Source organism: Streptomyces sp. SDT5-1 (assembly GCF_052245995.1).
In the GTDB taxonomy this organism is placed as follows: domain Bacteria; phylum Actinomycetota; class Actinomycetes; order Streptomycetales; family Streptomycetaceae; genus Streptomyces.
This window is the reverse complement of record NZ_CM125963.1, coordinates 3507568-3534299: the sequence shown is the minus strand read 5'-3', so window position 1 is coordinate 3534299 and position 26732 is coordinate 3507568. Positions and strand designations below refer to the sequence as shown.

The following is a 26732-nucleotide window of genomic DNA, read 5'->3' as shown; positions in this document are numbered from 1 at the left end:
GACATGAGCAGCGACGAGCCGCACCCGTCCGAACAGCCGGAGCCGTCCGAGGGGACGACCGGCCCCGCCACCGCGCCCTCCACCGACGCCGCGGCCGGCGACGGAAAGCGCCCGAAGCGGCCCAGGCGCACCGGCTGGCGCCGCCTGATCCCCACCTGGCGGATGGTGCTCGGCGGCCTCATCGGCTTCGTCCTGCTGTGCGTCGGCCTCTTCGCGCTCGGCTACGTCCTCGTCGACATCCCCGCCGCCAACTCGGCGGCCACCGCGCAGAGCAACGTGTACCTGTACGCGAACGGCGACCAGATCGCCCGCGACGGCGAGGTCAACCGGGAGAACGTGAGCCTCACGCAGATCCCCAAGACCGTGCAGCACGCCGTGCTCGCCGCCGAGGACCGCGACTTCTACTCCGAGTCCGCGATCGACCCGCAGGCCATGCTGCGCGCCGCCTGGTACACGGTCACAGGAAAGGGCAAGCAGTCCGGCTCCACCATCACCCAGCAGTACGTGAAGAACTACTACCTGGGCCAGGAGCAGACCGTCACCCGGAAGGTGAAGGAGTTCTTCATCTCCATCAAGCTGGACCGCGAGAAGTCCAAGGACGAGATCCTCGAGGGCTATCTCAACACCAGCTACTTCGGGCGCAACGCGTACGGCATCCAGGCCGCCGCCCAGGCGTACTACGGAAAGGACGTCGAGGACCTCTCGGCCGCCGAGGGCGCCTATCTCGCGGCCCTGGTCAACGCCCCCAGCGCGTACGACGTGGTCGCCCACCCGGAGAACAAGTCGGCGGCCACCGCCCGCTGGAACTACGTCCTCGACGGAATGGTCAAGGAGGGCTGGCTCGACGCCTCCGACCGGAAGAACATGAAGTTCCCGACGCCCGATCAGGCGAAGGCACCGTCGGGTCTCTCAGGGCAGCGCGGATACATCGTGCGGGCCGTGAAGGACTACATCATCGACAACAAGATCCTCGACGAGGACACGCTCGCGTCCGGCGGCTACCGCATCACCACCACGCTCCAGAAGAAGAAACAGGACGCCTTCAAGAAAGCCGTCGACGACCAGCTGATGTCGAAACTCGACAAGGGCTCCCGCGACATCGACAAGAACGTCCGCGCGGGCGGCGCCGCCATCGACCCGTCCAACGGCAAGGTCCGCGCCATGTACGGCGGCGTCGACTACACGAAGCAGTACGTCAACAACGCCACGCGCCGCGACTACCAGGTCGGTTCCACGTTCAAGCCGTTCGTGTTCACCTCGGCCGTCGAGAACGCCTCGCAGACCCAGGACGGCCGCCGCATCACCCCCAGCACCATCTACGACGGCACCAACAAGCGCCCCGTGCAGGGCTGGTCCGGCGGCGCGTACGCCCCCGCCAACGAGGACGACCGCTCCTACGGCAACATCACCGTCTCCACCGCCACCGACAAGTCCGTGAACGCGGTGTACGCGCAGATGGCCGTCGACGTCGGCCCCGACAAGGTCAAGCAGACCGCCCTCGACCTCGGCATCCCCTCCGACACCCCCGACCTGACGGCCTCGCCGTCCATCGCCCTCGGCCCGTCCACCGCGTCCGTCCTCGACATGACCGAGGCGTACGCGACCCTCGCCAACCACGGCGAGCACGGCACGTACACCCTCGTCGACTCGATCAGCAAGAACGGCGAGAAGGTCGCCCTGCCCGAGAAGCAGACCCGGCAGGCCGTGCCCCGGTCCGCCGCCGACACCACCACGTCGATCCTCAAGTCGGTCGTCGACGGCGGCACCGGCACCGCAGCCAAGGCCGCGGGCCGCCCCGCCGCCGGCAAGACCGGCACCGCCGAGGAGGACAAGGCCGCCTGGTTCGCCGGCTACACGCCCGACCTCGCCACCGTCGTCTCCGTGATGGGCCAGGACCCGGTCTCCGGCGCGCAGACCCCGCTCTACGGCGCGACCGGCCTGCCCCGCATCAACGGCGGCGGCTACCCGGCGCAGATCTGGGCCCAGTTCACCCGGGCCGCCCTCGACGGCACCCCGGCCAAGGACTTCGACCTGGACCTCCAGAACGGCGCCGAAGAGGAACCGCTGCCCTCCACCTCGGACACCGCGTCCGAGACGGCGACCGAGTCGCCCTCCGACACCGCCTCCGAGACACCCTCGGACGAGCAGACCCCGTCCGAGGAACCGTCCAGCGAGACACCCCCGTCCGAGGAACCGACCGGCAGCGAGGAACCCACCGATTCCCCCAGCCCCGGCGACACGGCCGTCAACCCGCTCGGCGCCCTCGGCTCCCCATGAGCCCGGACAACTGAAAAGGGCTGGTGACCACGGTCACCAGCCCTCACACGTCGGGGATGGACAGTCGGCTACAGATACAGGCCCGTCGAGTCCTCCGACCCCTCGAACCGGTCGGCCGCCACCGCGTGCAGGTCCCGCTCGCGCATCAGCACGTACGCGACACCCCGCACCTCGACCTCCGCCCGGTCCTCCGGATCGAAGAGCACCCGGTCACCGGGCTCCACGGCCCGCACGTTCTGCCCGACCGCCACGACCTCCGCCCAGGCAAGACGCTTGCCCACCGCGGCCGTCGCGGGAATCAGGATGCCGCCACCGCTGCGCCGCTCACCCTCCGAGGTGTCCTGCCGCACGAGCACGCGGTCGTGCAGCATCCGGATGGGCAGCTTGTCGTCGTGGTGGGTGCTGTGCTTATCGGGATTGGCGCTCACGCCGACGAACTTACCTGCACCACGCGCACTTGTACGCCGCCGGGTCGCCCCTTCGTACGCCCCCGGGTCAGCGCCTGCGCCGCCGCGAGCCCACCACGAGGAGCCCGGTCACCCCGACCACGACGAGCGCGACCGGCACGATCCGCTCCAGACGCGGCGCGCCCTCCTCCGAGACCAGCTGCCCCTTCACCTCGGAGACCAGCCGGTTCGCGCCGACGTACGCCCGTCCGAGGGTGTGGTCGACCTGCGAGGCGACCTTGGCCTTCGCGTCACCGACGATCGTCTTCGGGTGCACCCGGACACCGATCTCGTCGAGCGTCTCGGCCAGCGTCGCGCGGCGGCGCTTGATGTCCGCCTCGATCTGAGCCGGGCTCCGCGTATCCGGGGTATCCGATGTGCTGGACGTGTCCGACACCGCGCTGCCTCCGTGGTCGCTGCGTAACTGCGTATGAGTAATGGACAGTCTGTCAGCTCACCGCCCGCACCACCCCCCGGCACCCCCCATTACGCTCAACCGAGTCCACTCGACACGGCACGACACGACACCCAGGAGGCCCGCCACCATGAGCGAGCGACTGCAGCCCGGCGACACCGCGCCCGCCTTCACCCTGCCCGACGCCGACGGCAACGAGGTCTCCCTCGCCGACCACAAGGGCCGCAAGACGATCGTCTACTTCTACCCCGCCGCCCTCACCCCCGGCTGCACCAAGCAGGCCTGCGACTTCACCGACAACCTCGACGTGCTCGCCGAGGCCGGCTACGACGTCATCGGCGTCTCGCCCGACAAGCCGGAGAAGCTCGCCAAGTTCCGCGAGAAGGAGAACCTCAAGGTCACTCTGGTAGGGGATCCCGAGAAGAAGGTTCTCGAGGCCTACGGCGCCTTCGGCGAGAAGAAGCTCTACGGCAAGGTCGTCACCGGAGTCATCCGCTCCACGATCGTCGTCGACGAGGAAGGAAAGGTCGAGCGCGCCCTCTACAACGTGAAGGCGACCGGCCACGTCGCGAAGATCATCAAGGATCTCGGCATCTGAGAAATCGTGCGCCTTCCGGAGGATCTCCGCGTGCGAAAGTTCGGGCATTGACGGAAGTTAGGGACGAAAGGTTGTGACGAAGGTCCCGATTGCTTGGGACTTTCGTTTGCAACCAACGACCGTGAGCAGGTGGAACCTGGAAGCGCTTTGCAGTCAGAGAAGGGATCCACCCCATGACCACCGACACCGAGGAAGGGCTGGTGCCCGACCCGGAGGCGGTCAAGCGTCACCGCGCCTTGTTCCGCGCCATCAAGCGGCGCAAGAACCCGCCGCTGCGCCGCACCGACATCACCGTCACGGACGACACGGCAGTGAAGCGGGCAGTGAAAGCGGCGTCGCTCGGCAACGCCATGGAGTGGTTCGACTTCGGCATCTACTCCTATCTCGCCGTCACCATCGGCCATGTCTTCTTCCCGTCCGGGAACGACACGGTCCAGCTGATCTCGTCGTTCGCGACGTTCGCGGTGTCGTTCCTCGTGCGCCCGATCGGCGGCATGGTCTTCGGCCCCATGGGTGACAAGCTGGGCCGCAAGAAGGTCCTCGCCATGACCATGATCCTCATGGCCATCGGCACCTTCGCCATCGGCCTGATCCCGTCGTACGCGACGATCGGCTTCTGGGCCCCGGTCCTGCTGATCCTCTTCCGCCTCATCCAGGGCTTCTCCACCGGCGGCGAGTACGGCGGCGCCTCCACCTTCATCGCCGAGTACGCCCCCGACAAGCGGCGCGGCTACTTCGGCAGCTTCCTCGAGTTCGGCACCCTCGCCGGCTACGTCGGCGCCGCCGGACTCGTCACGATCCTCACCTCCGTCCTCGGCAGCGACGGCATGGAGTCGTGGGGCTGGCGCGTCCCGTTCCTCGTCGCGGGCCCCATCGGCCTCGTCGGTCTCTACCTGCGACTGCGGCTCGACGAGACGCCCGCCTTCCAGAAGCTGGAGGACGAGTCCTCGCACCGCGCGACCGACGCCGCGTCCTCCGTGGAGACCACCGCCAAGGGCGACCTGGCCAAGATCTTCCGCGACTACTGGCCCACCCTGATCCTCTGCATCTGCCTCGTCGGCGCGTACAACATCACCGACTACATGCTGCTCTCGTACATGCCGACCTACCTGTCGGACGAGATGGGCTACTCGGAGACGCACGGCCTGCTGATCCTGATCATCACCATGATCGTCCTGATGTGCATGATCAACCAGGTCGGCAAGCTCTCCGACCGCTTCGGCCGCAAGCCGCTCCTCATGACCGGCATGATCGGCTTCTTCCTGCTGTCGGTCCCGTCCTTCCTCCTGGTGAAGAACGGCGCCCTGTGGGCCGTCGGCCTCGGCATGCTGCTGCTCGGCCTCTCCCTGGTCTGCCTCCTCGGCACCATGTCGGCCGCGCTCCCCGCGCTCTTCCCGACCCAGGTCCGCTACGGCTCCCTCTCGGTCGGCTACAACCTCTCGGCCTCGATCTTCGGCGGCACCACCCCGCTGGTCATCACGGCCCTGATCGGCCTGACCGGCTCCGACATGATGCCCGCCTACTACTCGATGGCCGCGGCCCTCATCGGCGTCATCGCGGTGGCCTGCATGAAGGAAACCGCCCAGAAGCCCCTGGCCGGCTCCCCACCCTCGGTCGAAACCGAAGAGGAAGCCGCCGAACTGGTCGAATCCCAAACCCCGACCCCGAAGTTCTGACGCTCTCCCGTATCGGACCGTTGCGCATTCCATGCGTGACGGTCCGATTTTCGTGTCGTTTCCCTGTACGAGGCCGCGAACGAGTGGTCGAAAGGGAGGGCTCACATGGCGGGGCGACGGTACACGCGAGAGCTGCTGGAGGCGGCGGCCCGGAGCACGGGGACGTGGGACGAGGCGGTTCGGTTTTGCGGGGGTGAGCCGACGGCGGGCCGTCGGGCCTACCTCCAGAAACGGATGACCGAGGAGGGGATCGACACGTCGCACTTTCCTCGGTACTGGTCACGACATACGGAAGAGACACTCCGAGCGGTGGTCGCGGAGGCCGGCAGTTTCAAGGATGTTGTGCGCCGGTTGGGCGTAAGCGCCGTGGGCGGAAACCAGGCTCACATCAGTCGGCGGATCGCGGCGCTCGGCATCGACACCTCGCACTTCGTACGACCTGAGCAGCGACCTAAGGGGACCCTCGGCAGTCCGCTGACCCTGCGGTCTCCGGAGGGCGGCCGGGTTCCGGGGCGCCGTCTCCGGCGAGGGCTCCTGCAGCTCGGCATCCCCGAGCGATGCTCGATGTGCGGGGCGGGCACGGAGTGGAACAACCGGCCCCTGCGACTGGAGGTCGACCACATCAACGGTCAGTGGTGGGACAACCGCCGCGAGAACCTGCGCCTGCTGTGCCCCAACTGCCACTCCGTGACCGACACTTACCGCGGCCGGAAGAGGCGGTCGGCATGAGCAAGTACCCGCGGGAGCTCCTGGAGAAGACCGCGGCGGCCTCCTCCAGCCTGGTCGATCTCATGCGACGCCTCGACGCTCCCATGGGGAGCAAGCCACGCAGATATCTGCGTCTCCGGCTCGCCCACTACGGCATCGACACGTCTCACTTCCAGGACGAGCCGCTGCCAGAACGGCCGAAGCGGTCGTACTCCAAGGAAGTTCTGTCCGAAGCGGCGGCGCGCTCCACCAGCATCCGCGGGATCTTCCTCGTGATGGGCATCCCGCCGGAAGACGGCCCGTACGAGCATGTGAAGCGTCGACTCAAGCTGTTCGGCATCGACACCAGTCATTTCGTGCCGCCGCGATCGGGCATCTGCGGTGGTCTCTTCCCTGAGGAGGACATCACACGAGCCGTCGCCGAATCCCACGGCCTAGCGGACCTGATGCGCCGCCTCGGGCTGCCACCGTTCAACGAGGCGGCCCGTGCCAAGGCGCGCCGGAGCATCGACGAGTACGGTCTCTCGACCGAGCACTTCACCGGGCAGGGACACCGTGTCGGCGTCCGCTCGCCGACGCGCAAGACCGCCCAGGAGATCCTTGTGCGCTGCCCGGCCGGCTCACGGAGGACTCGGACGACCCTGCTGCGCAGGGCTCTCGACGAAGTCGGAGTCCCGCACGGCTGTGCCGAGTGTGGTCTGGGTGAAACGTGGCAGGGAAAGCGGCTGATCCTCGAGATCGACCACATCAACGGGGACAGGCTCGACAACCGCCGAGACAACCTTCGCTACCTGTGTCCGTCATGCCACAGCCAGACCGAAACCTTCTCGAACCGCCAATGCCGCACCCAGTAGAGTGGCCCGAACGGGTCCGTACCCCAGCTGGCCAGAGGGCGCCGGTTTAGGTCCGGTGTGTCGTGGGTTCGAGTCCCACCGGGCCCACACCACGAAAGGGCGCTCCCATCCGGGAGCGCCCTTCCTCGTACATCGTCGGCGTCAGCCGGTACTGGTTACAGCTCCGCCCCCGTCGACCCCCGCAGGGTCGACAGGTCCAGGGACTCGGCCATCTTGCGGTAGCCGGCGTCGCTCGGGTGGAGGTGGTCGCCGGAGTCGTACTGGTCCAGGAGGCGGCGGGGGTTGTACGGGTCGCGGAGGGCGCGGTCGAAGTCGACGTAGCTGTCGAAGACCTTGCCCGCGCGGATCTGCTCGTTCACGGACTGGCGGACCGCCTCGAGGTTCGGGCGGTAGCCGGGGTGGCCCTGGAACGGCATCAGCGTCGCCCCGACGACCCGCAGGCCGCGCGCGTGCGCCTGGCGGGTCAGCTCGCGCAGGCCGTCGACGATCTTCGCGGCGTCGGTCTGCTGCGGCGTGCGCAGGATGTCGTTGATGCCGAGGTCGATGATGACCGCGCGGACGCCGGAGCGGCCGAGCGCGTCCCGGTCGAAGCGGGAGAGGCCGCTCGGGTTGTTGGCGGGGCGGCCGAAGCCGTCGGCCAGTATCCGGTTCCCGCTTATGCCCTGGTTCACGACGCCGTAGCGCGGGGCGCCCGTCTCGGTGCGCAGCCGCTCGGCGAGGACGTCGGTCCAGCGCCGGTTGGCGCCCATCGTGGAGGTGATGCCGTCGGTGAGGGAGTCGCCGACCACGACGACGGTGCCCTGCGCCTCGTTGCTGAGCACGTCGAGCGCGGTCAGGTAGCGCCAGTACGGGCTCTGCTGGTTGTAGAGCGTGCCGCTTGGGTCCTCGGTGCGGTCGCCCCGGGCGACGTAGGACATCTGGCGGGCCTGCGGGTGGTACGTGACGGGGCCGGACGGCGTCGGCGAGTACGTGGTGACCAGCATGTCCGAGTCGCTGGGCACGGTGATCCGCAGCGCGTCGCTGACGACCTGGCGGCCGGGCTGGATGACGACCGAGGTGTTCCCGGAGAACGTCAGGCGCCGCATCGTGTCGGACAGCGCCGTCGGATTGTTGGGCGCGGACGCCACGGCGATCGACGCGTGCGTGATGCGCAGCGGCGACTGGCCGTACAGGTTGGAGAGGGTGATGCGCGCGGCGCTGCCGCCGACGCTGGTGTGCACGATGTTGCGGATGGAGTGGCCGAAGAACCCGTTCGTCTCCGTGCCGGGTTCGCCGCCCGCGGGGGAGGCGGACCAGGTGCCGGCCCAGTTGCCGGTGGAGGCCGGGGCGGCGGAGCTGCGCGGGTGCGCGCCGCCGGCCTCGATGTTGTCGTCGTCGCCGCCGAGGACTCCGGAGAATCCCACGTAGATGGCGGCCGAGATCATCACGACGACCGCGACGAGCGCGGTCAACAAGGCATAACCGTGACGCTTGGTCATGCGGTGTGTGTCTCCTCGGGCAGGGGGAGCCCGAGGCTCCGATGTGATGAATCCATGATGCGTCATGGGGCGGGCGGGGACCGACACTGCCCCCCTCCGGACAGGTAGACGCCGGGAACCTTTGGTTCGTTCCGGGAGTAGGTCAGGAAGGGACAATGTGTGAGGCGGATGACAGTCGAATCCGAAGTCGACGAGTCGGGCCGATGACCGATGCGGAGTGGGCTGAGTGGACGGCGACGTGAAGCGCGGGGCGCAGACGCCCGGTGGGGCGGACGGCACGGCGGGCGCGGCGGGCGGCGCGGCGGACAAAGCAGGTGAAGCGGTCGTTCCCGACAAGGGGCAGTATTCCCGGGTGGCCTCGGAACAATCCCGCACCCCGTCCGCCTCGCCGGACCCGTCGCGCCCCACGCCTCCCACCCGCCCCGCCCGCCGGTTCGCCGCCGAGTTCACCCCGGCCGACGAGGAGAAGCGCCGCGGCGTCCGCCGGATGAAGCTGACGGCGACGGGACTGCTTGTCTTCGTCGCGCTGGTCTACGTGCTGGCCACGTGGGCGGAGCACGCCGGCGCGGGCGCCTGGGCCGGCTATGTGGCGGCGGCCGCGGAGGCCGGCATGGTCGGCGCGCTGGCCGACTGGTTCGCGGTGACGGCCCTGTTCCGCCACCCGCTGGGCATCCCGATTCCGCACACGGCGATCATCCCGAAGAAGAAGGACCAGCTGGGTGTCTCGCTCGGCGAGTTCGTCGGCGAGAACTTCCTGTCGGGCGATGTCGTACGGGAGCGGCTGCGCTCCGTCGGCATCGCGAGCCGCCTCGGCTCCTGGCTCGCTCAGCCGGAGCACGCCGATCGGGTGACGGCGGAGCTGGCGACGGCCCTGCGGGGCGCCCTGACCGTGCTGCGCGACTCGGATGTGCAGGCGATCGTCGGCGAGGCCATCACTCGCCGCGCGGACAACGCGGAGATCGCCCCCGGCCTCGGCAAGATGCTCGACAAGGTCGTCGCGGACGGCGGCCACAAGCGGATCGTCGACCTGGTGTGCGCCCGCGCCCACGACTGGCTGGTGCTGCACTCGGACTCGGTGATGGACGCGGTACAGGGCGGCGCCCCCGGCTGGACGCCCCGCTTCGTCGACAAGCGCGTCGGCGAGCGCGTCTACAAGGAGCTGCTCCGCTTCGTCACCGAGATGCGGGACATGCCGGAGCACCCGGCGCGCGGAGCCCTCGACCGCTTCCTCACGGACTTCGCGGCCGATCTCCAGTCCGACTCCGACACCCGGGACCGGGTGGAGCGCCTGAAGTCGGAGATCCTGGGCCGCTCCGAGGTGCAGGACATCATCGCCTCGGCCTGGTCCGCGGTCCGCCAGATGATCGTGGCGGCGGCCGAGGACGAGCAGAGCGAGCTGCGCCTTCGCGTACGGGCTTCGCTGCTCTCGCTCGGCCACCGGATGTCGACGCAGCCGGACGTCCGCGCGAAGGTCGACGGCTGGGTGGAGGGCGCGGCGGTGTACGTGGTGACGACGTACCGCGCCGAGATCACGTCCCTGATCACGGACACGGTCGCCGGCTGGGACGCCGAGCACACGACGCGCAAGATCGAGGCCCACATCGGCCGCGACCTCCAGTTCATCCGCATCAACGGCACGGTGGTCGGCTCCCTGGCGGGCCTGCTGATCTATACGGTGTCGCGGGCGCTGGGGGCGTAACCCCTGCTCGGCGGGGGACCCGGACGACCTGTCCCTCGACGAGGAGGGGGTCCATGTCCCCGGAGCACCGCAACGCCACCGCCCGTACCGGCGGAGCCACCGTCACCACGGCCGTCCCGGCCCGCCTCGACCGCCTTCCGTGGTCCCGTTGGCACTGGACCGTGGTGATCGGCCTCGGCACCGTCTGGATCCTCGACGGCCTCGAGGTCACGGTCGTCGGCAATATCGCCAGTCGGCTCTCCGAGTCCGGCAGTGGCCTGCCGATCTCGTCGGCGCAGGTCACCGGCGTCGCCGCCGCGCTCTACGTGGCGGGTGCGTGCTCAGGGGCGCTGTTCTTCGGCTGGCTGACCGACCGTTTCGGCCGCAAGAAGCTCTTCCTCGTGACGCTCGCGGTGTACCTCGCGGCGACGGCGCTCACCGCGGTGTCCTTCTCCTCCTGGTGGTTCTTCCTCTTCCGCTTCCTCACCGGTTTCGGGATCGGCGGCGAGTACGCGGCCATCAACTCGGCGATCGACGAGCTGATCCCGTCGACGTTCCGTGGCCGTGTCGACCTGATCATCAACGGCAGCTTCTGGCTCGGTGCGATCGGCGGCTCGCTGTTGTCGATCGTCGCCCTCGACACGGACCTGTTCGCGATGAACGTCGGCTGGCGGCTCACCTTCGCCCTCGGCGTCGTCCTCGGTCTGGTCATCCTGCTCGTCCGGCGCAACGTCCCGGAGAGCCCGCGCTGGCTGTTCATCCACGGCAGGGGCGAGGAGGCGGAGTCGCTCGTGACGGACGTGGAGGAACGGATCCGGGCCGAACGCGGCGGCGCCGAGCTCCCGCCGCCCGCCGGGGAGATCACCATCCGGCAGCGCAAGAGCATCGGCTTCGTGGAGATCGCCCGCACGGTCTTCCGCTCGTACCCGCGCCGCACCACGCTCGGCCTCGCCCTCTTCATCGGTCAGGCGTTCCTCTACAACGCGATCACCTTCGGCTTCGGCGCGATCCTCACGACGTTCTTCGACGTGCCGTCGGGCAGCACCGGGTACTACTTCGCGGTCATCGCGGCGGGCAACTTCCTGGGCCCGCTGCTGCTCGGCAGGCTCTTCGACACCGTCGGCCGCCGGGTGATGATCTCGTCGACGTACCTCCTCTCCGGGCTCCTCCTCTTCGGCACGGCCTGGCTGTTCGACCGCGGTTCGCTGAGCGCGACGACCGTGACGGCCTGCTGGTGCGCGGTCCTGTTCTTCGCGTCGGCCGGCGCCTCCAGCGCGTATCTCACGGTCTCGGAGATCTTCCCGATGGAGACGCGCGCCATGGCGATCGCCTTCTTCTACGCGGTCGGCACGGCCGCGGGCGGCATCAGCGGCCCGCTGCTGTTCGCCGGTCTCACCGAGTCCGGCAAGGTCGCCGACACGGTGCTCGCCTTCCAGATCGGCGCGGCGCTGATGTGCGTGGCGGGCCTGATCGCGGCGGTGTTCGCGGTCCGGGCGGAGCGCAGGTCCCTGGAGGACATCGCGCGTCCGCTGTCGGCGACGACGTGACCGGCGGGAGGGCGCCAGTGCCGCCGACCGCCCGCGATCGGCCAGAAAGAAGACACATGGAAGAATCTGGCCATGAATACGGAACGGGCACCGGGAGCCGCGTCGGTGGCGGTCCTGGTACGGGACGGGGTCCTGCCCATGGAGCTCGGCCTGGTCCACCAGCTCTTCGGCACGGCCCGCGACCCGGCCACGGGCGACCGCCTCTACGAGGTGACGACGTGCGCGCCCCGCCCCGGCCGGGTCCGCACGGACGCCGACTTCCCGATCCACGCCGAGCACGGCCTGGAGGCGGTGCGGGCGGCGGACACGGTGCTGGTCCCGGCGTCGCACGAGACGGACGAGGACCTGCGCGGCGGAGACCTGGACGCCGAACTGGCGGAGTCGCTGACGGCGGTCCGCGGCCGCGTGGCCTCCATCTGCACCGGCTCGTTCGTGCTCGCGGCGGCGGGCCTCCTGGACGGCCGCAGGGCGACGACGCACTGGATGTCGTCGAACACCTTCGCCCGTGCGTTCCCCTCGGTGAAGGTCGACGCGGACGTCCTCTACGTCGACGAGGGCCCGGTCCTGACGTCGGCGGGGGAGGCGGCCGGCATCGATCTGTGCCTGCACATGATCCGCGCGGACCACGGTTCGGCGGTGGCGGCGGAGGTGGCGCGGCGGACGGTGGTGCCGCCGTACCGGGAGGGCGGTCAGGCGCAGTACATCCAGCGCCCCGTGCCCGTGCGGGAGACCGGGTCGACGGCGGCCTCGCGGGAGTGGGCCCTGCGCCGGCTGGCCGAGCCGCTCACCCTGGCCCAGCTCGCGGCCCGTGACGCCATGTCCGTGCGCACGTACAACCGCCGCTTCCGCGAGGAGACGGGCCTGACGCCGATGACCTGGCTGAACCGCCAACGCCTCGACCGGGCCCGCGAGTTGCTGGAACAGACGGACCACACGGTCGACCGGGTCGCCGCGGAGACCGGCTTCGGCTCCGGCACGTCACTGCGGCAGCACTTCCAGGCGGTGCTGGGGGTGTCACCGGGGGCGTACCGGGCGACGTTCAGGGGACGATGACGTCCATGGCGACCGACGAGAACGAGACGCACCCCCACATCCGCAGGGCAGTCCCGAACGCGCAGGTGCCGGGGGAGGCCGCGATGTCGGCGAACCGCGACTTCTACGGCGCGCTCGGCTTCCGCGAGGCCATGAACATGGGCTGGATCATGACCCTGGTCTCCCCGTCCGACCCCACGGCCCAGCTCCAGTTCTTCACGCACGAGGCGACGGCGCCCGTGGTGCCGGACATCAGCGTGGAGGTCGACGACGTCGACGCCGCGTACGAGGCGATGCGCGCGGCGGGCGCCGAGATCGTCCACGACATCCGGGACGAGGAGTGGGGCGTCCGCCGCTTCTTCGTACGGGACCCGCAGGGCCGGGTGGTGAACGTGCTCACGCACGTCCGATAGCCGTACGGCCCCTGGCCAGCCGGCCTTGTCAGGCGGCTTTGCGGTCCACGAGCACGTACGAGGCCGCGGCGACGGCGCCCGCGACGCCGAGGACGGCGGGCCAGGCCCCGACCTTCTTGGCCAGCGGGTGCGACCCGGCGAACGCGGCGACGTACGCGCCCGTGAGCGCACCTGCGACCTTCCCGCCCCGCGTCCTCGTCCACTGCGTCGCCGCTGCGGCCCCGGCCACGGCGAGCACGGCCCCGCCCAGCTGCCGCTTCTTCGTGAACCGGGCGGTGGCGTACCCCCCGACCAGTCCTGCGGCGGCTATCGGGGCGGTGGGAAGAGCGCGGGCCATGGGGCGAACCTCCTGCGTAGCGGGGCCTTCGAGTTCCATTTGTGAGGTTACGCCTGGCTCCGTCAGCCGAACTGGCCGGGCTGGTACGAACCGGCAGGCATCTGCACCATCACGTTCATGCGGTTGTAGAGGTTGATGAGCCCGACGAGGGAGACGAGGGCGAGGAGCTGCTCCTCGTCGTAGTGCTTCGCGGCGTTCGCCCACACCTCGTCCGGCACGCCGCCCGCGGCGTCGGCGATCCGGGTCCCCTGCTCGGTCAGCTCCAGCGCGGCGCGCTCGGCGTCACTGAACACGGTGGCCTCGCGCCAGGAGGCGATCAGGTTGAGCCGCTGCTGGGTCTCCCCGGCGTGCGCGGCGTCCTTGGTGTGCATGTCGGTGCAGAACCCGCACCCGTTGATCTGGCTGGCCCGAATCTTCACGAGCTCCTGCGTGGCGGCCGGCACCCCGGACTCGGCGACGACCTTCCCGGCGGCGTTGATGTGCTTGATGACCTTCCCGGCGAGGGGGCTGGAGAAGGGGTTGAGACGGGCTTCCATGGTGTGCTCCTTGGCTGCGTGTCCGGCTTTTGCGTTGCCTACGTAGATGTGACGGAGCGGCGGGGCGGGATGTGACAGGCCTCGGTGTGACGTGGGCCACTCGGTCGTGGGGGAGGGTCCGTGACGCGATTCTTCGAAGAATCGGCAGCCAGCCGTCACAGTCCGGACCTGGTCCGGCTACGGAGCAATACGGAGGGGTGGGGTGCTCTGCCGGGAGGGCAGGACCTCGGCGTGAACCGGACTCCCGTGAACGTGGCCTCCGTGCCCGCCCTGGCGCGCCACCCGCTCGCCCTGGCCCAGGACCAACTCCTCACCCGCGAACAGCTGGTGACGCTGGGCTGCGCCGACTCGACCACGCATTACCGCTGCCGCCCCGGCGGCCCGTGGCAGCGGGTGCTGCCGAGGGTCGTGATCCTCCACTCCGGCACCCCGACCCCGCGCCAGCGCATGCGGGCGGCGCTCCTGTACGCGGGTGGGCGCGCCCTGCTCACGGGGCTCGCGGCGCTGTCCCTGCACGGGTTCCGGGCGGCGCCGAGGCCGGAGCGGCTGAGGTGGGTGGACGCTCTCGTCCCGTACGAGGGTGTGGGCGGGCGCGGCGCGTCGTACGTGAGGGTGCACCGTACGCGCCGTATGCCGGAGAACTGGCCGGTCGCGGGCCTGGCCTGCGCGTCCATCGAGCGGGCCGTGGCGGATGCGATCCCGGGCCTCACCTGCGAACGCGACGTGACGGCCGTCCTCGCGGAGGCGGTGCAGCGGGGCTTTTGCACCCCGGAGGCGTTGCTGGCGGAGCTGACGGCGTCGCGGCGCCGCTACGCCCCCTACGTGGCGCGAGCGGCGGAGCACCTGGCGGCAGGCGTCCATTCGCCCCTGGAGGCGGACGCGCGAGCCCTGATCCGGGCGTATGACCTCCCGGAACCCCTGTGGAACCCGGACCTCCACGATCCGGCGACGGGAGCCTTCCTGGCCCGCCCGGACGCGTACTGGCCGGCGGAGGGCCTGGCCCTGGAGGTCGACTCCCGCGAGTACCACCTCGACCCCGCCTCCTGGCGCCGCACCCTCGCCCACCGCAACCGCCTCGCCCACGCGGGCCTCCCGGTCCTCGCCGTGACGGCGGCGGATTTGCGGGGGCGGGGGGAGTGGGTGGCGGGGGAGATCCGGGAGGCGTTGGCGAGGTGCCGTGGGCGGGCGGTGCCGGTTGTGCGGGTCAACCAACCCCGCGCGACCGGGGGTTAGCTACGCGCGAAGGAAGCTCGTCCAGGCTCGGGGGCTGAAGGCGAGGACGTCGCCTTGCGGACGCTTGGAGTCGCGTATGAGGACGGAGCCTTGGGGCTCGATAGCGCATTCCAGGCACTCGCCGCCGGCTCCGTTGCTGTACGACGCCTTGAACCACTCCAGATGGCGGATCTCTTCTGAATCGACCGTGCCGCGCCCGGTGTTCACGATCACTGCGCGTACTCCTTGATGATGTTCTCGATCAGGCGAAGGGAACGATGGGGGCTGAGGGCGGCTGCCCGGAGCCCGTCAAAGGCCCGTGTGTACTCCCGAACATGATGCTCCCCTTCGAGATAGACGGCATCGGTGATGCCGTCTCGGTACACGACGTCGGGATCTTCCTGGTCGGGGAATCCGAGGATGGTGAACGGGCCGGTCAGGGGGCGCGTTCCCGAGTCGAAGGGCAGTACCTGAAGGGTGATCGCCGGGAGTTGTGCGGCTTCCAGAAGGTGTTCCAACTGGTCTCGCATGGTGGCGTGGTCACCCACGATGTTCCGCAACGCTGCCTCGCTGGCGACGAACCATGCGTCAGGCGGGGCGGGGTCTTGTCGCGTCAGCATCTCCTGACGTTCGAGCCGGACGCGGATGGCTCGCTCTGCGTCTTCCGGGTTCATATGTGAGCCTGCGAAGTGCAGTTCCCGGATGTACGCGGGTGTCTGCATCAAGCCGGGGACGACCTCGCACTGGTACTGCCGGAAGGAGTCCGCTTCCTGTTCCAGTCCGATGTAGATGTTGAACCATTCAGGAACCCCGGAGCCGTGTACTTGCCACCACCCCTTCGTCTTGGCTTGGCGTGCCAGGGACTTGAGGAATTCACGCATCTCGGTGGTGGTCTCGTAGAGCCGACACAGAGCCTCGACATCCGAGGGCTGCACCCGTCCGTGACCGGTCTCCATCCGGTTCACCTTGGAGCCGCTCCAGTCCACGGCGGCGCCAACTTGCGCGCACGTCAGACCACTTGATTCACGGAGCCTCTTCAGCTCGAACGACAGGCGCCGACGTCGTGCAGTCGGAGATCCAGCCATCTAGACACCCTCCTCGCTAGCGAGGCTCAGTCTCTGCGCCAAGCCCGGCGCTTGCCAATCACTCGATGGTGGGAATCCCGTTCTGCAAATTGCAGAACGGGATGAGCTGCCGCCACTCTGAGGGAGCGGCTGATGGCGCGGAGGCGCTCGGTTCAGCGGTCGTGGTCCTCAATGGAGAGGGGAATGCTCGTGATCCAGCAACACTGCGTGCTCCGCAAGCCCTGGAGCCTGTCCTTCGCCGCCGAGCCTGAGGAACTGGCTGGCCTGCGGCGCATCACGCGGATGCAGCTAGGGCTCTGGGGTCTGCATCATCTCGATGAAGCTGTCGAGCTATGCGTGACGGAGATGGTGGCGAACGTCATTAGGCATGTGGGGCTCGGGACACCTGTAGAGCTGACGCTTTCGATGAGCGGCACGTATCTACGTATGGAAGTCCGTGATCCGGAGCTGAAGGCGCTTCCGACGCTGCTCGTTGGGGCGCTCGATTCGGAGACTGGTCGCGGCATGCGACTTGTCGATGCGATGACGGATCGGTGGGGTGTGCTGCTCAAGGCTGACTGCAAGGTGGTCTGGTGCGAGCTATCCACAGGGCTTCCACACCCGGGAGGCCATGTGGCGCATGCGAGCGTTGACCGGGCCGAGGCCCTGCTCGGGCTGTACGAGAGCCGTACCGGATTCCGTATCGGGAAATCGTCGGCGATCGAGATCATCGCCGACGTGCTGAGTTGGGTCGACGCGCACGGGCTCGACGTGGATGAAGTGATGGAGCGCGCTGAGGCCCACCGGGAGAGCGAGCTACGTGCTCGAAGGTGAGTTGGCGCCTGGGCTGCTGCGCCAACTCACCCCGGCGTACTAGGCGACAGCCGACGCGTAGGTCCATACGTCCGCAGGGAGCTCATGGTGGAGACGCCAGGTGATGGACATGGGTTTGCTGCCGGTGTGGGTCTCGTATGTCGCCGGGCCGAGCAGCATCCACGGCTGCGCCTTGCCGATATCCGTTTCCTTGTAGCGCCGCATGAAGAGCAGGATGTGGCTTCCGTGCTGGGCATGCTGCTGGTAGCGCATGCCCGTGGGGGAGGTGTCCGCTGTGGCGTTCTGCGATTCCCAATGGAAGAGGGTGGGGCTCAAGGCATAGTCCTTGTAACGGACCGTCGGGGAGAAGTCTTTCTCGTTCTTCTCCAGGGTGATGAGGAGCGAGTCCGTCTGGTTCGCCTCATCCCACAAGACGCCCTGAGCAAAGGAACCGGGCATCTGTCCGCCGAAGCGAGCAACACCGAGCGCGGCCAGGATCTCTGACCGGTTGTACGAGCTGTGGACCTTCAGCGGAAGGTGTGCGTGCGGCCCTTCCAACGGGATGGGGAAGTGGTCGGCTTCCCCTATCACGTAGTCGAGGACCTGGCGCAGCTCGTCGCGGAACGCGGTCTGTTCGCGCAGCGAGGCAAGGCCTTCCTCATAGGAGGTAAAGCCTCCGGCTTTGTCCCAGAGGTTGAAGAACAGCATGCGAGCGAACGTCTGGTCTGTCGGGCCCAAGGACGCGTAGGCCGGCGCATCATCGCCCAGCAGGCGCTTGTACGCCGCCGCGCGTTCCGGGTCGTCAACGTGGAGAAATGCGTGGACGCGCTTCAACAGGTCGCTCTCGCCGGATGGTTCGGGAGCGCTGGCCAGCCCGGAGCGGCGGAGGACGGTGGTCCATGAATTGCTGGACTTATACAGCTCCTTGATCTCGCGGCGACTCTCCCTCAAGTAGTCGGCGAGCTTGGGCGTTCCGTAGGCGCTGACCTCCTTGGCCAGCGTCTGGACCGTGGCCTTGATCTGTGTGCGGATGTTGTCCAGCACCAGATCCTTGGACTTGCCTTCCAGGATGATCTGGCAACCGGAGGGAAGCTGCGGAAAGTCGTGCTCGGCGTGCTCAAGGAGTCGGTTGCGCGACAGGTTCGTCATCGCGCGGAACTGCTCCTCGAAACGGAATTCGGCGCGGTGCTGCCCGATGAAGTCCAGCACTGTCAGCACAGGCTTGTTTGGTGTGCGACGCAGGCCACGGCCGAGCTGCTGGAGGAAGACGGTCGCGCTGCTGGTCGGGCGGAGGAGGAGCAACGTATCTACGTCAGGGATGTCCAGCCCCTCATTGAAGAGGTCGACTGAGAACAGGACCTGGATCTTCCCTGCCTTGAGGTCAGCCAGCGCCTGCTCGCGCACCTCGGGCCGGGATTCGCTGTCCAACGCCTTGGCCTGGAAGCCGGCGTCCTGGAAGCACTGGGCCATGAAGTGGGCGTGCTTGCGCGACACGCAGAAGCCAAGTGCCCGCATGTTGGCTGGGTCGGACACCTTGTCTCGGACCTGCTTGATCACGATGCGGGCGCGGGCGTGGTCGGCGGAGAAGAGATCGCCGAGCTGGCTCTGGTCGTACGTTCCGGAGCGCCAGTTGAGGCGGGTGAGGTCGGTGCCGTCAGGAATGCCGAAGTAGTGGAAAGGGCAGAGGAGGTCGTTATCGAGCGCTTCCCAGAGCCGCATCTCTGCGGCGATGCGGCCGCCGAAGAACTCACTCTGCACATTGAGGCCGTCAGCCCGCTCAGGCGTGGCCGTGAGGCCTAGAAGCTGCTTCGGCTTGAAGTGATTGAGCACGCGCCGATATGTCGTCGCCGCAGCGTGATGGAACTCGTCGACCACGATGATGTCGAAGTGGTCCGGGCTGAACTGGTCGAGGCGCTGATCGGTGAGGGACTGAACGCTGGCGAAGACGTGCTTCCACTCCTGAGGGCGTTCACCGCCGAAGAGCAGCTCACCAAACGATGCGTCATCGAGCACCTCGCGGTACTTGCGCAGCGACTGCTTCAGGATCTCCTTGCGGTGCGCGATAAAGAGCAGCCGCGGATACTCCTTCCCGCCCCACTGCTGGTGGAGATTGCGGAAGTCCAGAGCGGCCATGACGGTCTTGCCCGTTCCCGTGGCTGCCACCAACAGGTTGTGGTCGTGGCCCCGCACCACGCGCTCGACACTCAACCGCTCCAACATGTCGGCCTGATGCGGATAAGGCCGCACCTCAAGGCCAGACAGGCTGATCTTGAGGTCATCGCCGGACGTTGCACCGCCCGCCACGCCCAGCGCCTCGTCCAACTTCGCCGCATCACGATCGGGGTCGTAGGTCTCGAAGGAGATGTCATTCCAGTACGAGTCGAAGCTGGCCTCGAACTTTTTCAGGACGGCAGGGGTAGCCACCGAAGACAGCCGAACATTCCACTCCAGCCCGTCGAGCAGGGCGGACTTGGAAAGGTTGGAGCTGCCGACGTAGGCGGTATCGAACCCGCTGTTTCGCCGAAAGAGCCAAGCCTTGGCGTGCAGCCGCGTCGACCGCGTCTCATAGTTGACCTTCACCTCAGCACCGAAGTCCCGCACGAGCCGGTCGAGGGCGCGGCGGTCGGTAGCGCCCATGTAGGTCGTGGTCACGACGCGAATAGGCACTCCACGGTCGGCGGCCGCACGGAGGGCGCCTTCCAGAACACGGATCCCGTACCACTTCACGAACGCGCAGAGGAGGTCGATGCGATCGGCTACTGCGAGCTCAGCTCTGAGCTCTGCTCCCAGGCTGGGGTCCTCAGGGGAGTTAGTGATGAGCGCTGTTTCTGAGAGCGGCGTCAGTGGGCGCATCGCGAAGACCCCAGGTGCCTCTTGCTCGGCGAGAGCGAGGAGCTGGTGCGGTCCGTCCTCGATCTGCTGTGTGGCCGGGTCCGCGTCGTCGGAGGGCGCTATCGACTCCAAGGCAGCCATGATTGTGTTGGCTGCTGAGACGTGCTGGTCATGCGGCAGCTGTTGAAGGCGACGGCCGATCGCGTCGCCCAAGTGGCGAGCCAGTACGTGTGGAGCGGACTCTGCGGTCACCTCACCTTCGATGGCCTTCCAGCCCGCAGCTTCGAGCCGAGCCATGTCGCTTCGAAGCGCCCGGGTAACAAGCCTCTCGTGTACCCCCGGCTCGAGTGCTTCGGACTGGTGTGACGTGCCCATCGGGTCCCCCTGGACGCTCTCGATCGCAGATCGTTGTGGCTCAGTTCTAACAAGCGCCACTGACAGTCAGGGGGTAGATCAGGCGAGACGATGCCCGTAGCCATCGATGGAATTCAGCCATGAAGTGATCAGCTGGCGCCAAATCGAGCCCGAAGTAGCTGAAGTGCATGCTGCAATTTGTCAGGGTGCCGGGATGCCTACGTCGTCACGTCAGCCTGCCAAGAGCATCTACTTCGGCCCTCCACCGGAGGTGAGTCCCGGCCAGTGGTTCAAGGGGCACACCGAGCTCCATGCGGCCGGTGTCCACCGCTTCCGCGGACAAGGTATCTCCGGCACAGCGCATGAGGGTGTGGATTCCATCGTCGCAAGTGGCGGCTACGCGGCGGATAGGGATGAAGGGGACGTCGTGATCTACACGGCGATGGGTGGCGATCCCGATAAGGATGGGCACATAACCAAGGATCAGGAGCTGGTTGGACGTAACGCGGGGCTCGTCCTCAACCAGAACGAAGGACTCCCCATACGCTTTGTGCGCGGCTTGGATATCCGAAGCGGTAAAGCTCGGGGCGGGTATCGGTACGCGGGACTCTACCGAGTAGAGGACCACTGGTGCTCCCGCACCGACCGCGGGCACCTGATGTGGCAATTCCGGCTCGTCAGGGACGTCGGGGAGAGCGTTCCAGGAGACGTGGACGTTGAGTTGGACTCCGACATGACGGAGTTGGAAAGGGCAACTGCGCGCTACGTCACGTCCCAGCGGCGAGTCCGCAACACCAGGGCATCACGCAAGGTCAAGTCGATCTACGCCAACACCTGCCAGGTCTGCCGTATCCCCGTAGTCGTGGGTGCAGACGGTTTGTGCTACAGCGAAGGCGCTCACATACAGGCGCTCGGAGAACCGCACCATGGCCCCGATGTCGTCTCCAACATCCTGTGCCTTTGCCCGACCTGTCACGTGAAATTCGACAATGGGGCAATCCTCATCACCGACGACCTGGACATCGTCGACGGCTTTACGCGGCAAGTGGTGGGGAGGCTCTATGTCGAGAGGAATCGACACCGTATAGGCATCGATTTCCTTAAGCAGCACCGGTCGCGCTGGGCTGACAGGAGCCAGGGGCTTTAGCCCTATCGCCCAGCGCCGCAGTGGTTACGCATCGCTTCCGTGGCACGCCCCATACACGTTCCCCGACCCACACCAACACTCCGCCCCCGCCGCCGGAGGCCACGCCGCCGCCCGCCCCCGTGCCGCCAGCGTCGTCGCGTATTGCGGCAGGAGGGAGACGTCCTCCGGGGAAGAGCCCTCCGACGCCGCGAAGGCCTCGTAGGAGGGGACCGTGCCCGTGACGATGCCGAGGTTGGGCGTGCCGGACGAGGAGAGTTCGCGCAGGGACGCCTCCGTCGACGCCAAGTGGGCCTCGTACGAGGGGTATTCCGAGGTCAGGGACGGGTACGCCGACAGGAGTTCGGCGTACTCGGGGGACGGCCAGTGCAGGACCGCCACCGGGAAGGGGCGGGACAGCGCCTCGCGGTACGTGCCGAGTTCCGCGCGGAGGCGGGAGATCTCCGCCTGGAGTTCCGCCGGGTTGTCCGAACCCAGCGCCCACGTCCGCTTCGGGTCGTGGAGTTCGTCGAGGGAGACCGTCGAGCGGTTGACCTCGTCCGCCAGTGCGTCCCACCCGTCGTGGTCGATGCCCAGCATGCGGCGGACCCGGTGGCGGCCCAGGAGGAGAGGGTGTTTGGCGAGGGGGATGCCCGCGCCGCCCGCGTCGCGTTCCGACGGCGTGACGAGGAGGTCGAGGCCCTCCGTGAACGTCTCGTGGGCCTGCTCCAGCTCGTCGTGGGCCTCCAGGGACTCCGCCACGATCACCCAGGGCGCGGGGTCGCGGGGCGCCGCCGTGCGGACACCCGTGATGATCGCCCTGGCCTCCGCCTCGTGGCCGTACTCCCACAGGTTCGCCGCCTTGAGCGCGCGGACCAGGGTGGGGGAGCGGAGATCGGACGACGCGAGGAGGTTGTCGTAGAGCGTTGTCGCGCGGTCGCGGGCCTCGGCCAGTTCGTAGTGGGCCGCGGCCTGGAGGAGCAGGTGTTCGGCGTCCTCGGGGTACATCGCCGCCGTGCGCTCCAGGCGCTCGGCTTCCGCGACGTGGTTCGCGCGGTCGGTCTCGGCGTTCTCAGCGTTCTCGGCGGGCGTGGCAGGCGTGTCGGGGCGCATGGGGGACACCGTACTGCCGGAAGCTTTCGGACGGACCCGCCCGATCGGGTCGCGGACGCCGGATCCCTGCCCTTGAAACGTCCTGCCTCTGGAGACTTCGCGACGCGCGATCTATCTTGCGCGCGTGCTGTCGCAGCGTATGCGGTCGCCGCGTGACGACCGACCCGCCGTCGTGGCCCAGGGCCCCGCGCCCCGGGCCACCGTCCGGCGCGTCCTGTGGAACGGGGCCGAGGTCGCCGTCACCCTCGGCCTCGTCGTCCTGCTGCTCGTCGTGCACCAGCTGTGGTGGACCAACCGGGAGGCCAAGGCCGGCGCCGATCGACAGGTGCAGGCGCTCGAACATCAGTGGCAGGAGCCGTCCGGGGCTGCCTCCACCCACGACCCCGGGTCCGACGAGACCGGCGGCGCCGACCCCACCGTCCCCGCCGCCACCCCCGACCCCAGCGAGCCCCCCGCCTCCTCGGCGGACCGCCCCACCCCCACCTGGGACCAGGCCTACGCCATCCTCGGCATCCCACGCCTCGGCCTCCGCGCCCCCGTCGCCCAGGGCATCAGCAAGTCCGCCGTGCTGAACCAGGGATACGTCGGCCACTACCCGGCCACCGCCCAGCCCGGCCGCCCCGGCAACTTCGCGCTCGCCGGGCACCGCAACACGCACGGCGAACCGTTCCGGTACATCAACCGGCTGCGCCGCGGCGACACCCTCACCGTCGAGACGAGGTCCGCCTCGTACACGTACGTCGTGGACAAGACGCTCGCCCAGACCTCGGCCGGCGACGGGGGAGTGATCGACCCGGTGCCGCGCAGCCGCGTCGTGCCGGGCGCCGGGTACAGCGATCCCGGGTACTACATCACCCTCACCACCTGCACGCCCGAGTTCACCTCCAAGTACCGGCTGATCGTGTGGGGGAAGCTCAGCGCCATGCGTCCCCGGTAGCCGCCGACACCCCCGTTAAGCTGCCGTTTCGTGATCAAACGGCCCCATCTGCTCTGGCTCCTCGTCCCCTTCGTGCTCTACATCGGCGCGCTGCCCTTCGTGAACCGCGTCGAACCCGTCGTGTTCGGGCTGCCGTTCCTGTTCGTGTGGCTGCTGGGGGCCACCCTCGTCACCCCGTTCGCCGCCTGGCTCACCTGGCGCGGGGACCAGCGGCTCAAGGGGGCCGGCAAGTGAGCGACGCCGCCGTCGCCACCACCCTCTTCGGCGTCTTCATGGTCGCGACCGTCGCCCTCGGGCTGCTCGCCGTACGCGGCCGGGGCAGCGGCGGCGGGCTCGCCGAGTGGTCCGTGGGCGGGCGCTCGCTCGGGGCCGTCTTCGTGTGGGTGCTGATGGCCGGGGAGGGGTACACGAGTTTCAGCTATCTCGGTGCCGCCGGGTGGGGGTACAACTACGGCGCCCCGGTGCTGTACGTCGTCGCCTACATGTCGTGCGGATACGCCATCGGGTACGTCGTCGGGCCGCTGCTGTGGTCGTACGCGCGGCAGCACGGGCTCGTCAGCATCACCGACATGGTCGCCCACCGGTACCGCAGGCCGTGGCTCGGCGCCGCCGTCGCCGTCCTCGTCACCGTGTTCCTGCTCCCGTACATCCAGTTGCAGATCACGGGCATGGGCGTCGTCGTCTCGACGATCTCGTACGGGGCCGTCAGCCTCGACTGGGCCTACTTCGTCGGCTTCGCCGTCACCACGTTGTTCGTGGTGGTCAGCGGGTTGCGGGGCAGCGCGTGGGTGTCGGTCCTCAAGGACCTGCTCGTCATCGTCACGCTCGCCTTTCTCGCCTTCTACGTGCCGCTGCACTACTTCGACGGCTACGGGGCCTTCCTCGACCGGCTCGTCGAGGAGAAGAGCGCGTGGCTGACGCTGCCGGGCAGTGGTGGATCGCCGTACGGGGAGGGGTGGTTCGCCACCACCACCTTCCTGAACGCGCTCACCGTCGTCATCTTCCCGACGACCGTCGCCGGATATCTGGGCGCGCGCAGCGCCGACGCGCTGCGGCGCAATGCCATGTGGCTGCCCGCGTACAACGTGCTGCTGTTCGTGCCGATGCTGCTGGGGATGGCGGCGCTGTTCGTCGTGCCCGGACTCACCGGGGCGGACTCGAATCTCGCGCTGTTCAAGCTCGTCGTCGACTCGCTGCCCGCGTGGGTCGTCGGGCTCGTCGGGGTCGCCGCCGCGCTCTCGTCGATCGTGCCGATGGCCGTGTTCATGCTGGTCATCGGGACGATGTGGGGAAGCAGCGTGCTCTCCCTCGTGCCGCGGTGGCGGGACTCGTCGCGGGCGCAGAAGACCGGGTCGCAGGTCGTCGTGGTCGTCGCGGGCACGCTCGCGCTCATCCTCACGTACGCCGCGCCCAACACCCTCGTACGGCTCTCCCTCATCTCGTACGAGGGGATGGCGCAGCTCGTGCCGATGCTGCTGGTGGGGCTGTTGTGGCGGAGGCTGAGCTTCGTCGGCGCGGTGAGCGGGCTCGTGGTGGGAGTGGGCGTCGTCTGCGGGCTCGTGTTCAGCGGGCACGATCCCGTGTTCGGGGTGAACGCCGGGATCGTCGCGCTCGCCGTCAATCTCGTGGTCACGATGGCGGTGACGTACGCGCGTCCGGCCGATCGCGACGAACGGCCGGACGAGGTGGTGCTGGCGCGGGACCCGATCGCCGAGGAGGCGGCCCCGGCGCCGACGGCGTGACGGTCGGTCGGCCCCCGGCGTCGGCGGCGTGAGCGGTCGGTCGGCCGCGGCTCCGGTGGCGTGAGCCGTCAGTCGGCCGCGGGCGCCCTGCGCTCCCGCAGTACGAGCAGCAGCGCCGCCGCCGCGAGGGCCAGCGCCGCCGACACCACGAGCACCGCGTTCGTGCCCCGGTCCAGGGCGTGGCGCGTGGTGCCTGTCGACGTGGCGACCGCGATCATCAGGGCCACGCCCGCCGCCGAACCGATGTAGCGGGACGTGTTGTTGGCGCCCGAGCCCATCGCCGCCCGGTCGGCCGGCACCGAGTCGACCGCGAGGAGCGGCAGCGCCGCGTTCAGCAGGCCGCTTCCGGCGCCGGAGACGACGAGGCCGGGCAGCAGCCGCGTCCAGTCGCCCGAGCCCGCCGCGCCCAGCATCGTCGCCACCGCCACCGCGTGCAGCACGAAACCGGCGGCCAGTTGGTGTCGCGGCGAGACCCGGCCCGCGAGCCGCCTGGCCTGGAGCGCCACCACGAACGACGTCCCGGACCAGAGCACGAACAGGCCCGCCGTGCCCATCGCGGTCACGCCCATCGTGTGCTGCACGAGCGTCGGGACGTAGGAGAAGAGCGCCACGACGGCGAGGCCGGTGAAGAACGCGCCCGCCGTCGACGCCAGGAAGAGCGGGCGGCGCAGCAGCGTCAGGTCGATCATGGGCGTGCGGGTGCGGCGCTCGATCGCCGCGAACGCCGCGAGGAGTACGGCCGCCGTCACGAGCAGGGCGCCGACGGGGGCGCGCAGCCAGCCGTCGCGGCCGAGCGTCAGCGCGGCGAGGAGCGCGACCAGGGCGAGGCCGAGGGTGAGGGCACCGGGCAGGTCGGGGCGGCCGCCGCGCGGGGACCGGGACTCGGTGAGCGCGCGCGGCGCGAGGACCGCGACGAGGGCCGTGGCCAGGGCGAGCACCCCGTACGCCCAGCGCCAGTCGGCGAGGTCCGTGACGGCGCCCGCCACCACCGGGCCGAGCGCGATGCCGCCGCTGACGAACGCGCCCCACACCCCGGTCGCCCGCACCCGGCCCGCCGGGCTCGGGAACGCGTGCACGAGGAGGCCGAGGCTCGCGGCGAGGATCGCGGCGGACGCGGCGCCCTGGGCGATCCGGGCGAGCGTGAACAGGAGGGTGTTCGTGGCGAGCGCGCCGAGGGCGGTGGTGACGGCGAGCAGGGCCGTGCCGAGGACGAAGGCACGGCGCCGCCCGTAGTCGTCGGCGAGGCTGCCCGCGACGAGGAGCAGCGCGGCGAGGCCGAGCGGCGTGCCGTTCAGGAGCCAGGCCTGGGCGGAGAGCCCGGTGTGCAGGGAGGCCGCCGTGTCGGCGAGCGTGATCATCGGCGCGGTGTACGTCATGAGGGCCACGGCCGTCGCCGCGCTCGTGACGGCGAGGGTGGCGGCGGGGCGGGGCGACGCGGTGGCCGGGGAGCCGTTCCCGGGCGGCAGGTGGGTGCGTACGGGCTGCGGAGCTGGCTGTGGCATGGGTGGGCCCATCCCGTCTCAGGTCAGGTTCAGTGAATGAACTTA

General features: G+C 68.9%; 25 protein-coding genes and 1 tRNA gene. 16 read left to right on the top strand and 10 right to left on the bottom strand.

The annotated features are described in order from the left end of the window. Nucleotides 1–3: 3 nt before the first annotated feature. Nucleotides 4–2277: a transglycosylase domain-containing protein gene (locus ACTWJ8_RS16410; RefSeq protein WP_356376321.1), complete on the top strand. Its 2274-nt coding sequence runs from the start codon at nt 4–6 to the stop codon at nt 2275–2277. Between the two features lie 68 nt (nt 2278–2345). Here ACTWJ8_RS16410 and ACTWJ8_RS16405 read toward each other — a convergent pair whose 3' ends face one another. Together ACTWJ8_RS16405 and ACTWJ8_RS16400 are read right to left on the bottom strand one after the other, a co-directional pair. Further along, complete coding sequence (locus ACTWJ8_RS16405; protein ID WP_326015685.1) at nt 2346–2648, bottom strand: GroES family chaperonin; 303 nt, start codon at nt 2646–2648, stop codon at nt 2346–2348. 124 nt (nt 2649–2772) lie between these two features. Continuing rightward, the gene (locus tag ACTWJ8_RS16400; RefSeq protein WP_356376323.1) at nt 2773–3120 is read right to left on the bottom strand and encodes a DUF3618 domain-containing protein; all 348 of its coding nucleotides are present in this window, start codon (nt 3118–3120) and stop codon (nt 2773–2775) included. A 148-nt stretch (nt 3121–3268) separates the two neighbouring features. Here ACTWJ8_RS16400 and bcp point away from each other — a divergent pair, with 148 nt between their 5' ends. From bcp to ACTWJ8_RS16375, 5 genes are all read left to right on the top strand, one after another. Then, on the top strand, nt 3269–3736 hold the full coding sequence (bcp, locus tag ACTWJ8_RS16395; protein ID WP_356376326.1) for a thioredoxin-dependent thiol peroxidase: 468 nt from the start codon (nt 3269–3271) through the stop codon (nt 3734–3736). A gap of 173 nt (nt 3737–3909) precedes the next feature. Then, complete coding sequence (proP, locus tag ACTWJ8_RS16390) at nt 3910–5412, top strand: glycine betaine/L-proline transporter ProP (protein WP_356376329.1); 1503 nt, start codon at nt 3910–3912, stop codon at nt 5410–5412. Nucleotides 5413–5517: 105 nt separating this feature from the next. Continuing rightward, a complete protein-coding gene (locus ACTWJ8_RS16385; RefSeq protein WP_356812583.1) occupies nt 5518–6141 on the top strand; it encodes an HNH endonuclease in 624 nt (207 codons plus the stop codon). Beyond that, nucleotides 6138–6974, top strand: coding sequence for an HNH endonuclease signature motif containing protein (locus ACTWJ8_RS16380; protein ID WP_356376331.1), 837 nt, complete (start codon nt 6138–6140; stop codon nt 6972–6974). Before ACTWJ8_RS16385 ends, ACTWJ8_RS16380 begins: the two co-directional genes overlap by 4 nt. 12 nt (nt 6975–6986) lie before the next feature. Beyond that, nucleotides 6987–7061 (top strand) — tRNA-Leu (locus ACTWJ8_RS16375). A gap of 68 nt (nt 7062–7129) precedes the next feature. Here ACTWJ8_RS16375 and ACTWJ8_RS16370 read toward each other — a convergent pair. Next, nucleotides 7130–8452: an SGNH/GDSL hydrolase family protein gene (locus tag ACTWJ8_RS16370; protein WP_356376334.1), complete on the bottom strand. Its 1323-nt coding sequence runs from the start codon at nt 8450–8452 to the stop codon at nt 7130–7132. A 487-nt stretch (nt 8453–8939) separates the two neighbouring features. On the opposite strand from ACTWJ8_RS16370, the gene ACTWJ8_RS16365 reads away from it, so the two are divergent. The 4 genes from ACTWJ8_RS16365 (at nt 8940) to ACTWJ8_RS16350 (ending at nt 13122) form a co-directional block, all read left to right on the top strand. Beyond that, a complete protein-coding gene (locus ACTWJ8_RS16365) occupies nt 8940–10151 on the top strand; it encodes a DUF445 domain-containing protein (RefSeq protein WP_356377894.1) in 1212 nt (403 codons plus the stop codon). Nucleotides 10152–10204: 53 nt separating this feature from the next. Next, on the top strand, nt 10205–11677 hold the full coding sequence (locus ACTWJ8_RS16360; RefSeq protein ID WP_443264276.1) for an MFS transporter: 1473 nt from the start codon (nt 10205–10207) through the stop codon (nt 11675–11677). Between the two features lie 72 nt (nt 11678–11749). Continuing rightward, nucleotides 11750–12730: a GlxA family transcriptional regulator gene (locus ACTWJ8_RS16355; protein WP_443264274.1), complete on the top strand. Its 981-nt coding sequence runs from the start codon at nt 11750–11752 to the stop codon at nt 12728–12730. A gap of 5 nt (nt 12731–12735) precedes the next feature. Continuing rightward, a complete protein-coding gene (locus tag ACTWJ8_RS16350; protein WP_356376342.1) occupies nt 12736–13122 on the top strand; it encodes a VOC family protein in 387 nt (128 codons plus the stop codon). Between the two features lie 28 nt (nt 13123–13150). Here the strand turns inward: ACTWJ8_RS16350 and ACTWJ8_RS16345 are convergent, their stop codons facing one another. Continuing rightward, nucleotides 13151–13459 carry a hypothetical protein gene (locus ACTWJ8_RS16345; protein ID WP_443264272.1) on the bottom strand — a complete coding sequence of 103 codons (309 nt, stop codon included), beginning with the start codon at nt 13457–13459 and terminating at the stop codon, nt 13151–13153. Nucleotides 13460–13521: 62 nt separating this feature from the next. Continuing rightward, nucleotides 13522–13995, bottom strand: coding sequence for a carboxymuconolactone decarboxylase family protein (locus ACTWJ8_RS16340; protein WP_443264270.1), 474 nt, complete (start codon nt 13993–13995; stop codon nt 13522–13524). A 231-nt stretch (nt 13996–14226) separates the two neighbouring features. Here ACTWJ8_RS16340 and ACTWJ8_RS16335 point away from each other — a divergent pair, with 231 nt between their 5' ends. Beyond that, entirely contained in the window at nt 14227–15228 is a 1002-nt protein-coding gene (locus ACTWJ8_RS16335; protein WP_443264269.1) for a hypothetical protein, read from the top strand. On the opposite strand, the gene ACTWJ8_RS16330 is transcribed toward ACTWJ8_RS16335, so the two are convergent. Both ACTWJ8_RS16330 and ACTWJ8_RS16325 read right to left on the bottom strand, forming a co-directional pair. After that, the gene (locus ACTWJ8_RS16330; RefSeq protein ID WP_356376354.1) at nt 15229–15441 is read right to left on the bottom strand and encodes a DUF397 domain-containing protein; all 213 of its coding nucleotides are present in this window, start codon (nt 15439–15441) and stop codon (nt 15229–15231) included. It abuts the gene before it with no gap. Further along, nucleotides 15438–16292 carry a helix-turn-helix domain-containing protein gene (locus ACTWJ8_RS16325; protein ID WP_356376357.1) on the bottom strand — a complete coding sequence of 285 codons (855 nt, stop codon included), beginning with the start codon at nt 16290–16292 and terminating at the stop codon, nt 15438–15440. Before ACTWJ8_RS16325 ends, ACTWJ8_RS16330 begins: the two co-directional genes overlap by 4 nt. A gap of 183 nt (nt 16293–16475) precedes the next feature. On the opposite strand from ACTWJ8_RS16325, the gene ACTWJ8_RS16320 reads away from it, so the two are divergent. After that, entirely contained in the window at nt 16476–17105 is a 630-nt protein-coding gene (locus tag ACTWJ8_RS16320; protein WP_443264267.1) for an ATP-binding protein, read from the top strand. Between the two features lie 39 nt (nt 17106–17144). Here ACTWJ8_RS16320 and ACTWJ8_RS16315 read toward each other — a convergent pair whose 3' ends face one another. Further along, nucleotides 17145–20291: a DUF3427 domain-containing protein gene (locus ACTWJ8_RS16315; RefSeq protein WP_356376363.1), complete on the bottom strand. Its 3147-nt coding sequence runs from the start codon at nt 20289–20291 to the stop codon at nt 17145–17147. A gap of 106 nt (nt 20292–20397) precedes the next feature. On the opposite strand from ACTWJ8_RS16315, the gene ACTWJ8_RS16310 reads away from it, so the two are divergent. After that, on the top strand, nt 20398–21417 hold the full coding sequence (locus tag ACTWJ8_RS16310; RefSeq protein WP_356376366.1) for a YDG/SRA domain-containing protein: 1020 nt from the start codon (nt 20398–20400) through the stop codon (nt 21415–21417). 24 nt (nt 21418–21441) lie between these two features. Here the strand turns inward: ACTWJ8_RS16310 and ACTWJ8_RS16305 are convergent, their stop codons facing one another. Continuing rightward, the gene (locus ACTWJ8_RS16305) at nt 21442–22506 is read right to left on the bottom strand and encodes an SEC-C domain-containing protein (RefSeq protein ID WP_443264265.1); all 1065 of its coding nucleotides are present in this window, start codon (nt 22504–22506) and stop codon (nt 21442–21444) included. 139 nt (nt 22507–22645) lie between these two features. On the opposite strand from ACTWJ8_RS16305, the gene ACTWJ8_RS16300 reads away from it, so the two are divergent. Genes ACTWJ8_RS16300 through ACTWJ8_RS16290 form a run of 3 tightly spaced genes read left to right on the top strand, consistent with a single transcriptional unit; the run spans nt 22646 to nt 25185 of the window. Beyond that, nucleotides 22646–23443: a class E sortase gene (locus ACTWJ8_RS16300; RefSeq protein ID WP_443264908.1), complete on the top strand. Its 798-nt coding sequence runs from the start codon at nt 22646–22648 to the stop codon at nt 23441–23443. A 30-nt stretch (nt 23444–23473) separates the two neighbouring features. Continuing rightward, on the top strand, nt 23474–23677 hold the full coding sequence (locus ACTWJ8_RS16295) for a DUF3311 domain-containing protein (RefSeq protein WP_356376372.1): 204 nt from the start codon (nt 23474–23476) through the stop codon (nt 23675–23677). A gap of 38 nt (nt 23678–23715) precedes the next feature. Then, a complete protein-coding gene (locus tag ACTWJ8_RS16290; RefSeq protein ID WP_443264906.1) occupies nt 23716–25185 on the top strand; it encodes a sodium:solute symporter family protein in 1470 nt (489 codons plus the stop codon). A 68-nt stretch (nt 25186–25253) separates the two neighbouring features. Here the strand turns inward: ACTWJ8_RS16290 and ACTWJ8_RS16285 are convergent, their stop codons facing one another. Next, complete coding sequence (locus ACTWJ8_RS16285) at nt 25254–26687, bottom strand: MFS transporter (RefSeq protein ID WP_443264263.1); 1434 nt, start codon at nt 26685–26687, stop codon at nt 25254–25256. Between the last annotated feature and the right edge of the window lie 45 nt (nt 26688–26732).

Bases quoted from the DNA above. Each gene is read 5' to 3' on its own strand.
- ACTWJ8_RS16305 (WP_443264265.1), bottom strand. From the start codon at position 22,506: ATGCGCCCCGACACGCCTGCCACGCCCGCCGAGAACGCTGAGAACGCC.
- ACTWJ8_RS16310 (WP_356376366.1), top strand. From the start codon at position 20,398: ATGGAATTCAGCCATGAAGTGATCAGCTGGCGCCAAATCGAGCCCGAA.
- ACTWJ8_RS16345 (WP_443264272.1), bottom strand. From the start codon at position 13,459: ATGGCCCGCGCTCTTCCCACCGCCCCGATAGCCGCCGCAGGACTGGTC.
- ACTWJ8_RS16360 (WP_443264276.1), top strand. From the start codon at position 10,205: ATGTCCCCGGAGCACCGCAACGCCACCGCCCGTACCGGCGGAGCCACC.
- ACTWJ8_RS16410 (WP_356376321.1), top strand. From the start codon at position 4: ATGAGCAGCGACGAGCCGCACCCGTCCGAACAGCCGGAGCCGTCCGAG.
- ACTWJ8_RS16380 (WP_356376331.1), top strand. From the start codon at position 6,138: ATGAGCAAGTACCCGCGGGAGCTCCTGGAGAAGACCGCGGCGGCCTCC.
- bcp (WP_356376326.1), top strand. From the start codon at position 3,269: ATGAGCGAGCGACTGCAGCCCGGCGACACCGCGCCCGCCTTCACCCTG.
- ACTWJ8_RS16320 (WP_443264267.1), top strand. From the start codon at position 16,476: ATGCTCGTGATCCAGCAACACTGCGTGCTCCGCAAGCCCTGGAGCCTG.
- ACTWJ8_RS16385 (WP_356812583.1), top strand. From the start codon at position 5,518: ATGGCGGGGCGACGGTACACGCGAGAGCTGCTGGAGGCGGCGGCCCGG.
- ACTWJ8_RS16370 (WP_356376334.1), bottom strand. From the start codon at position 8,452: ATGACCAAGCGTCACGGTTATGCCTTGTTGACCGCGCTCGTCGCGGTC.
- ACTWJ8_RS16315 (WP_356376363.1), bottom strand. From the start codon at position 20,291: ATGGGCACGTCACACCAGTCCGAAGCACTCGAGCCGGGGGTACACGAG.
- ACTWJ8_RS16285 (WP_443264263.1), bottom strand. From the start codon at position 26,687: ATGCCACAGCCAGCTCCGCAGCCCGTACGCACCCACCTGCCGCCCGGG.
- ACTWJ8_RS16365 (WP_356377894.1), top strand. From the start codon at position 8,940: ATGAAGCTGACGGCGACGGGACTGCTTGTCTTCGTCGCGCTGGTCTAC.
- ACTWJ8_RS16300 (WP_443264908.1), top strand. From the start codon at position 22,646: ATGCGGTCGCCGCGTGACGACCGACCCGCCGTCGTGGCCCAGGGCCCC.
- ACTWJ8_RS16405 (WP_326015685.1), bottom strand. From the start codon at position 2,648: ATGCTGCACGACCGCGTGCTCGTGCGGCAGGACACCTCGGAGGGTGAG.
- ACTWJ8_RS16290 (WP_443264906.1), top strand. From the start codon at position 23,716: ATGGTCGCGACCGTCGCCCTCGGGCTGCTCGCCGTACGCGGCCGGGGC.
- ACTWJ8_RS16355 (WP_443264274.1), top strand. From the start codon at position 11,750: ATGAATACGGAACGGGCACCGGGAGCCGCGTCGGTGGCGGTCCTGGTA.
- ACTWJ8_RS16350 (WP_356376342.1), top strand. From the start codon at position 12,736: ATGGCGACCGACGAGAACGAGACGCACCCCCACATCCGCAGGGCAGTC.
- proP (WP_356376329.1), top strand. From the start codon at position 3,910: ATGACCACCGACACCGAGGAAGGGCTGGTGCCCGACCCGGAGGCGGTC.
- ACTWJ8_RS16340 (WP_443264270.1), bottom strand. From the start codon at position 13,995: ATGGAAGCCCGTCTCAACCCCTTCTCCAGCCCCCTCGCCGGGAAGGTC.
- ACTWJ8_RS16325 (WP_356376357.1), bottom strand. From the start codon at position 16,292: ATGGCTGGATCTCCGACTGCACGACGTCGGCGCCTGTCGTTCGAGCTG.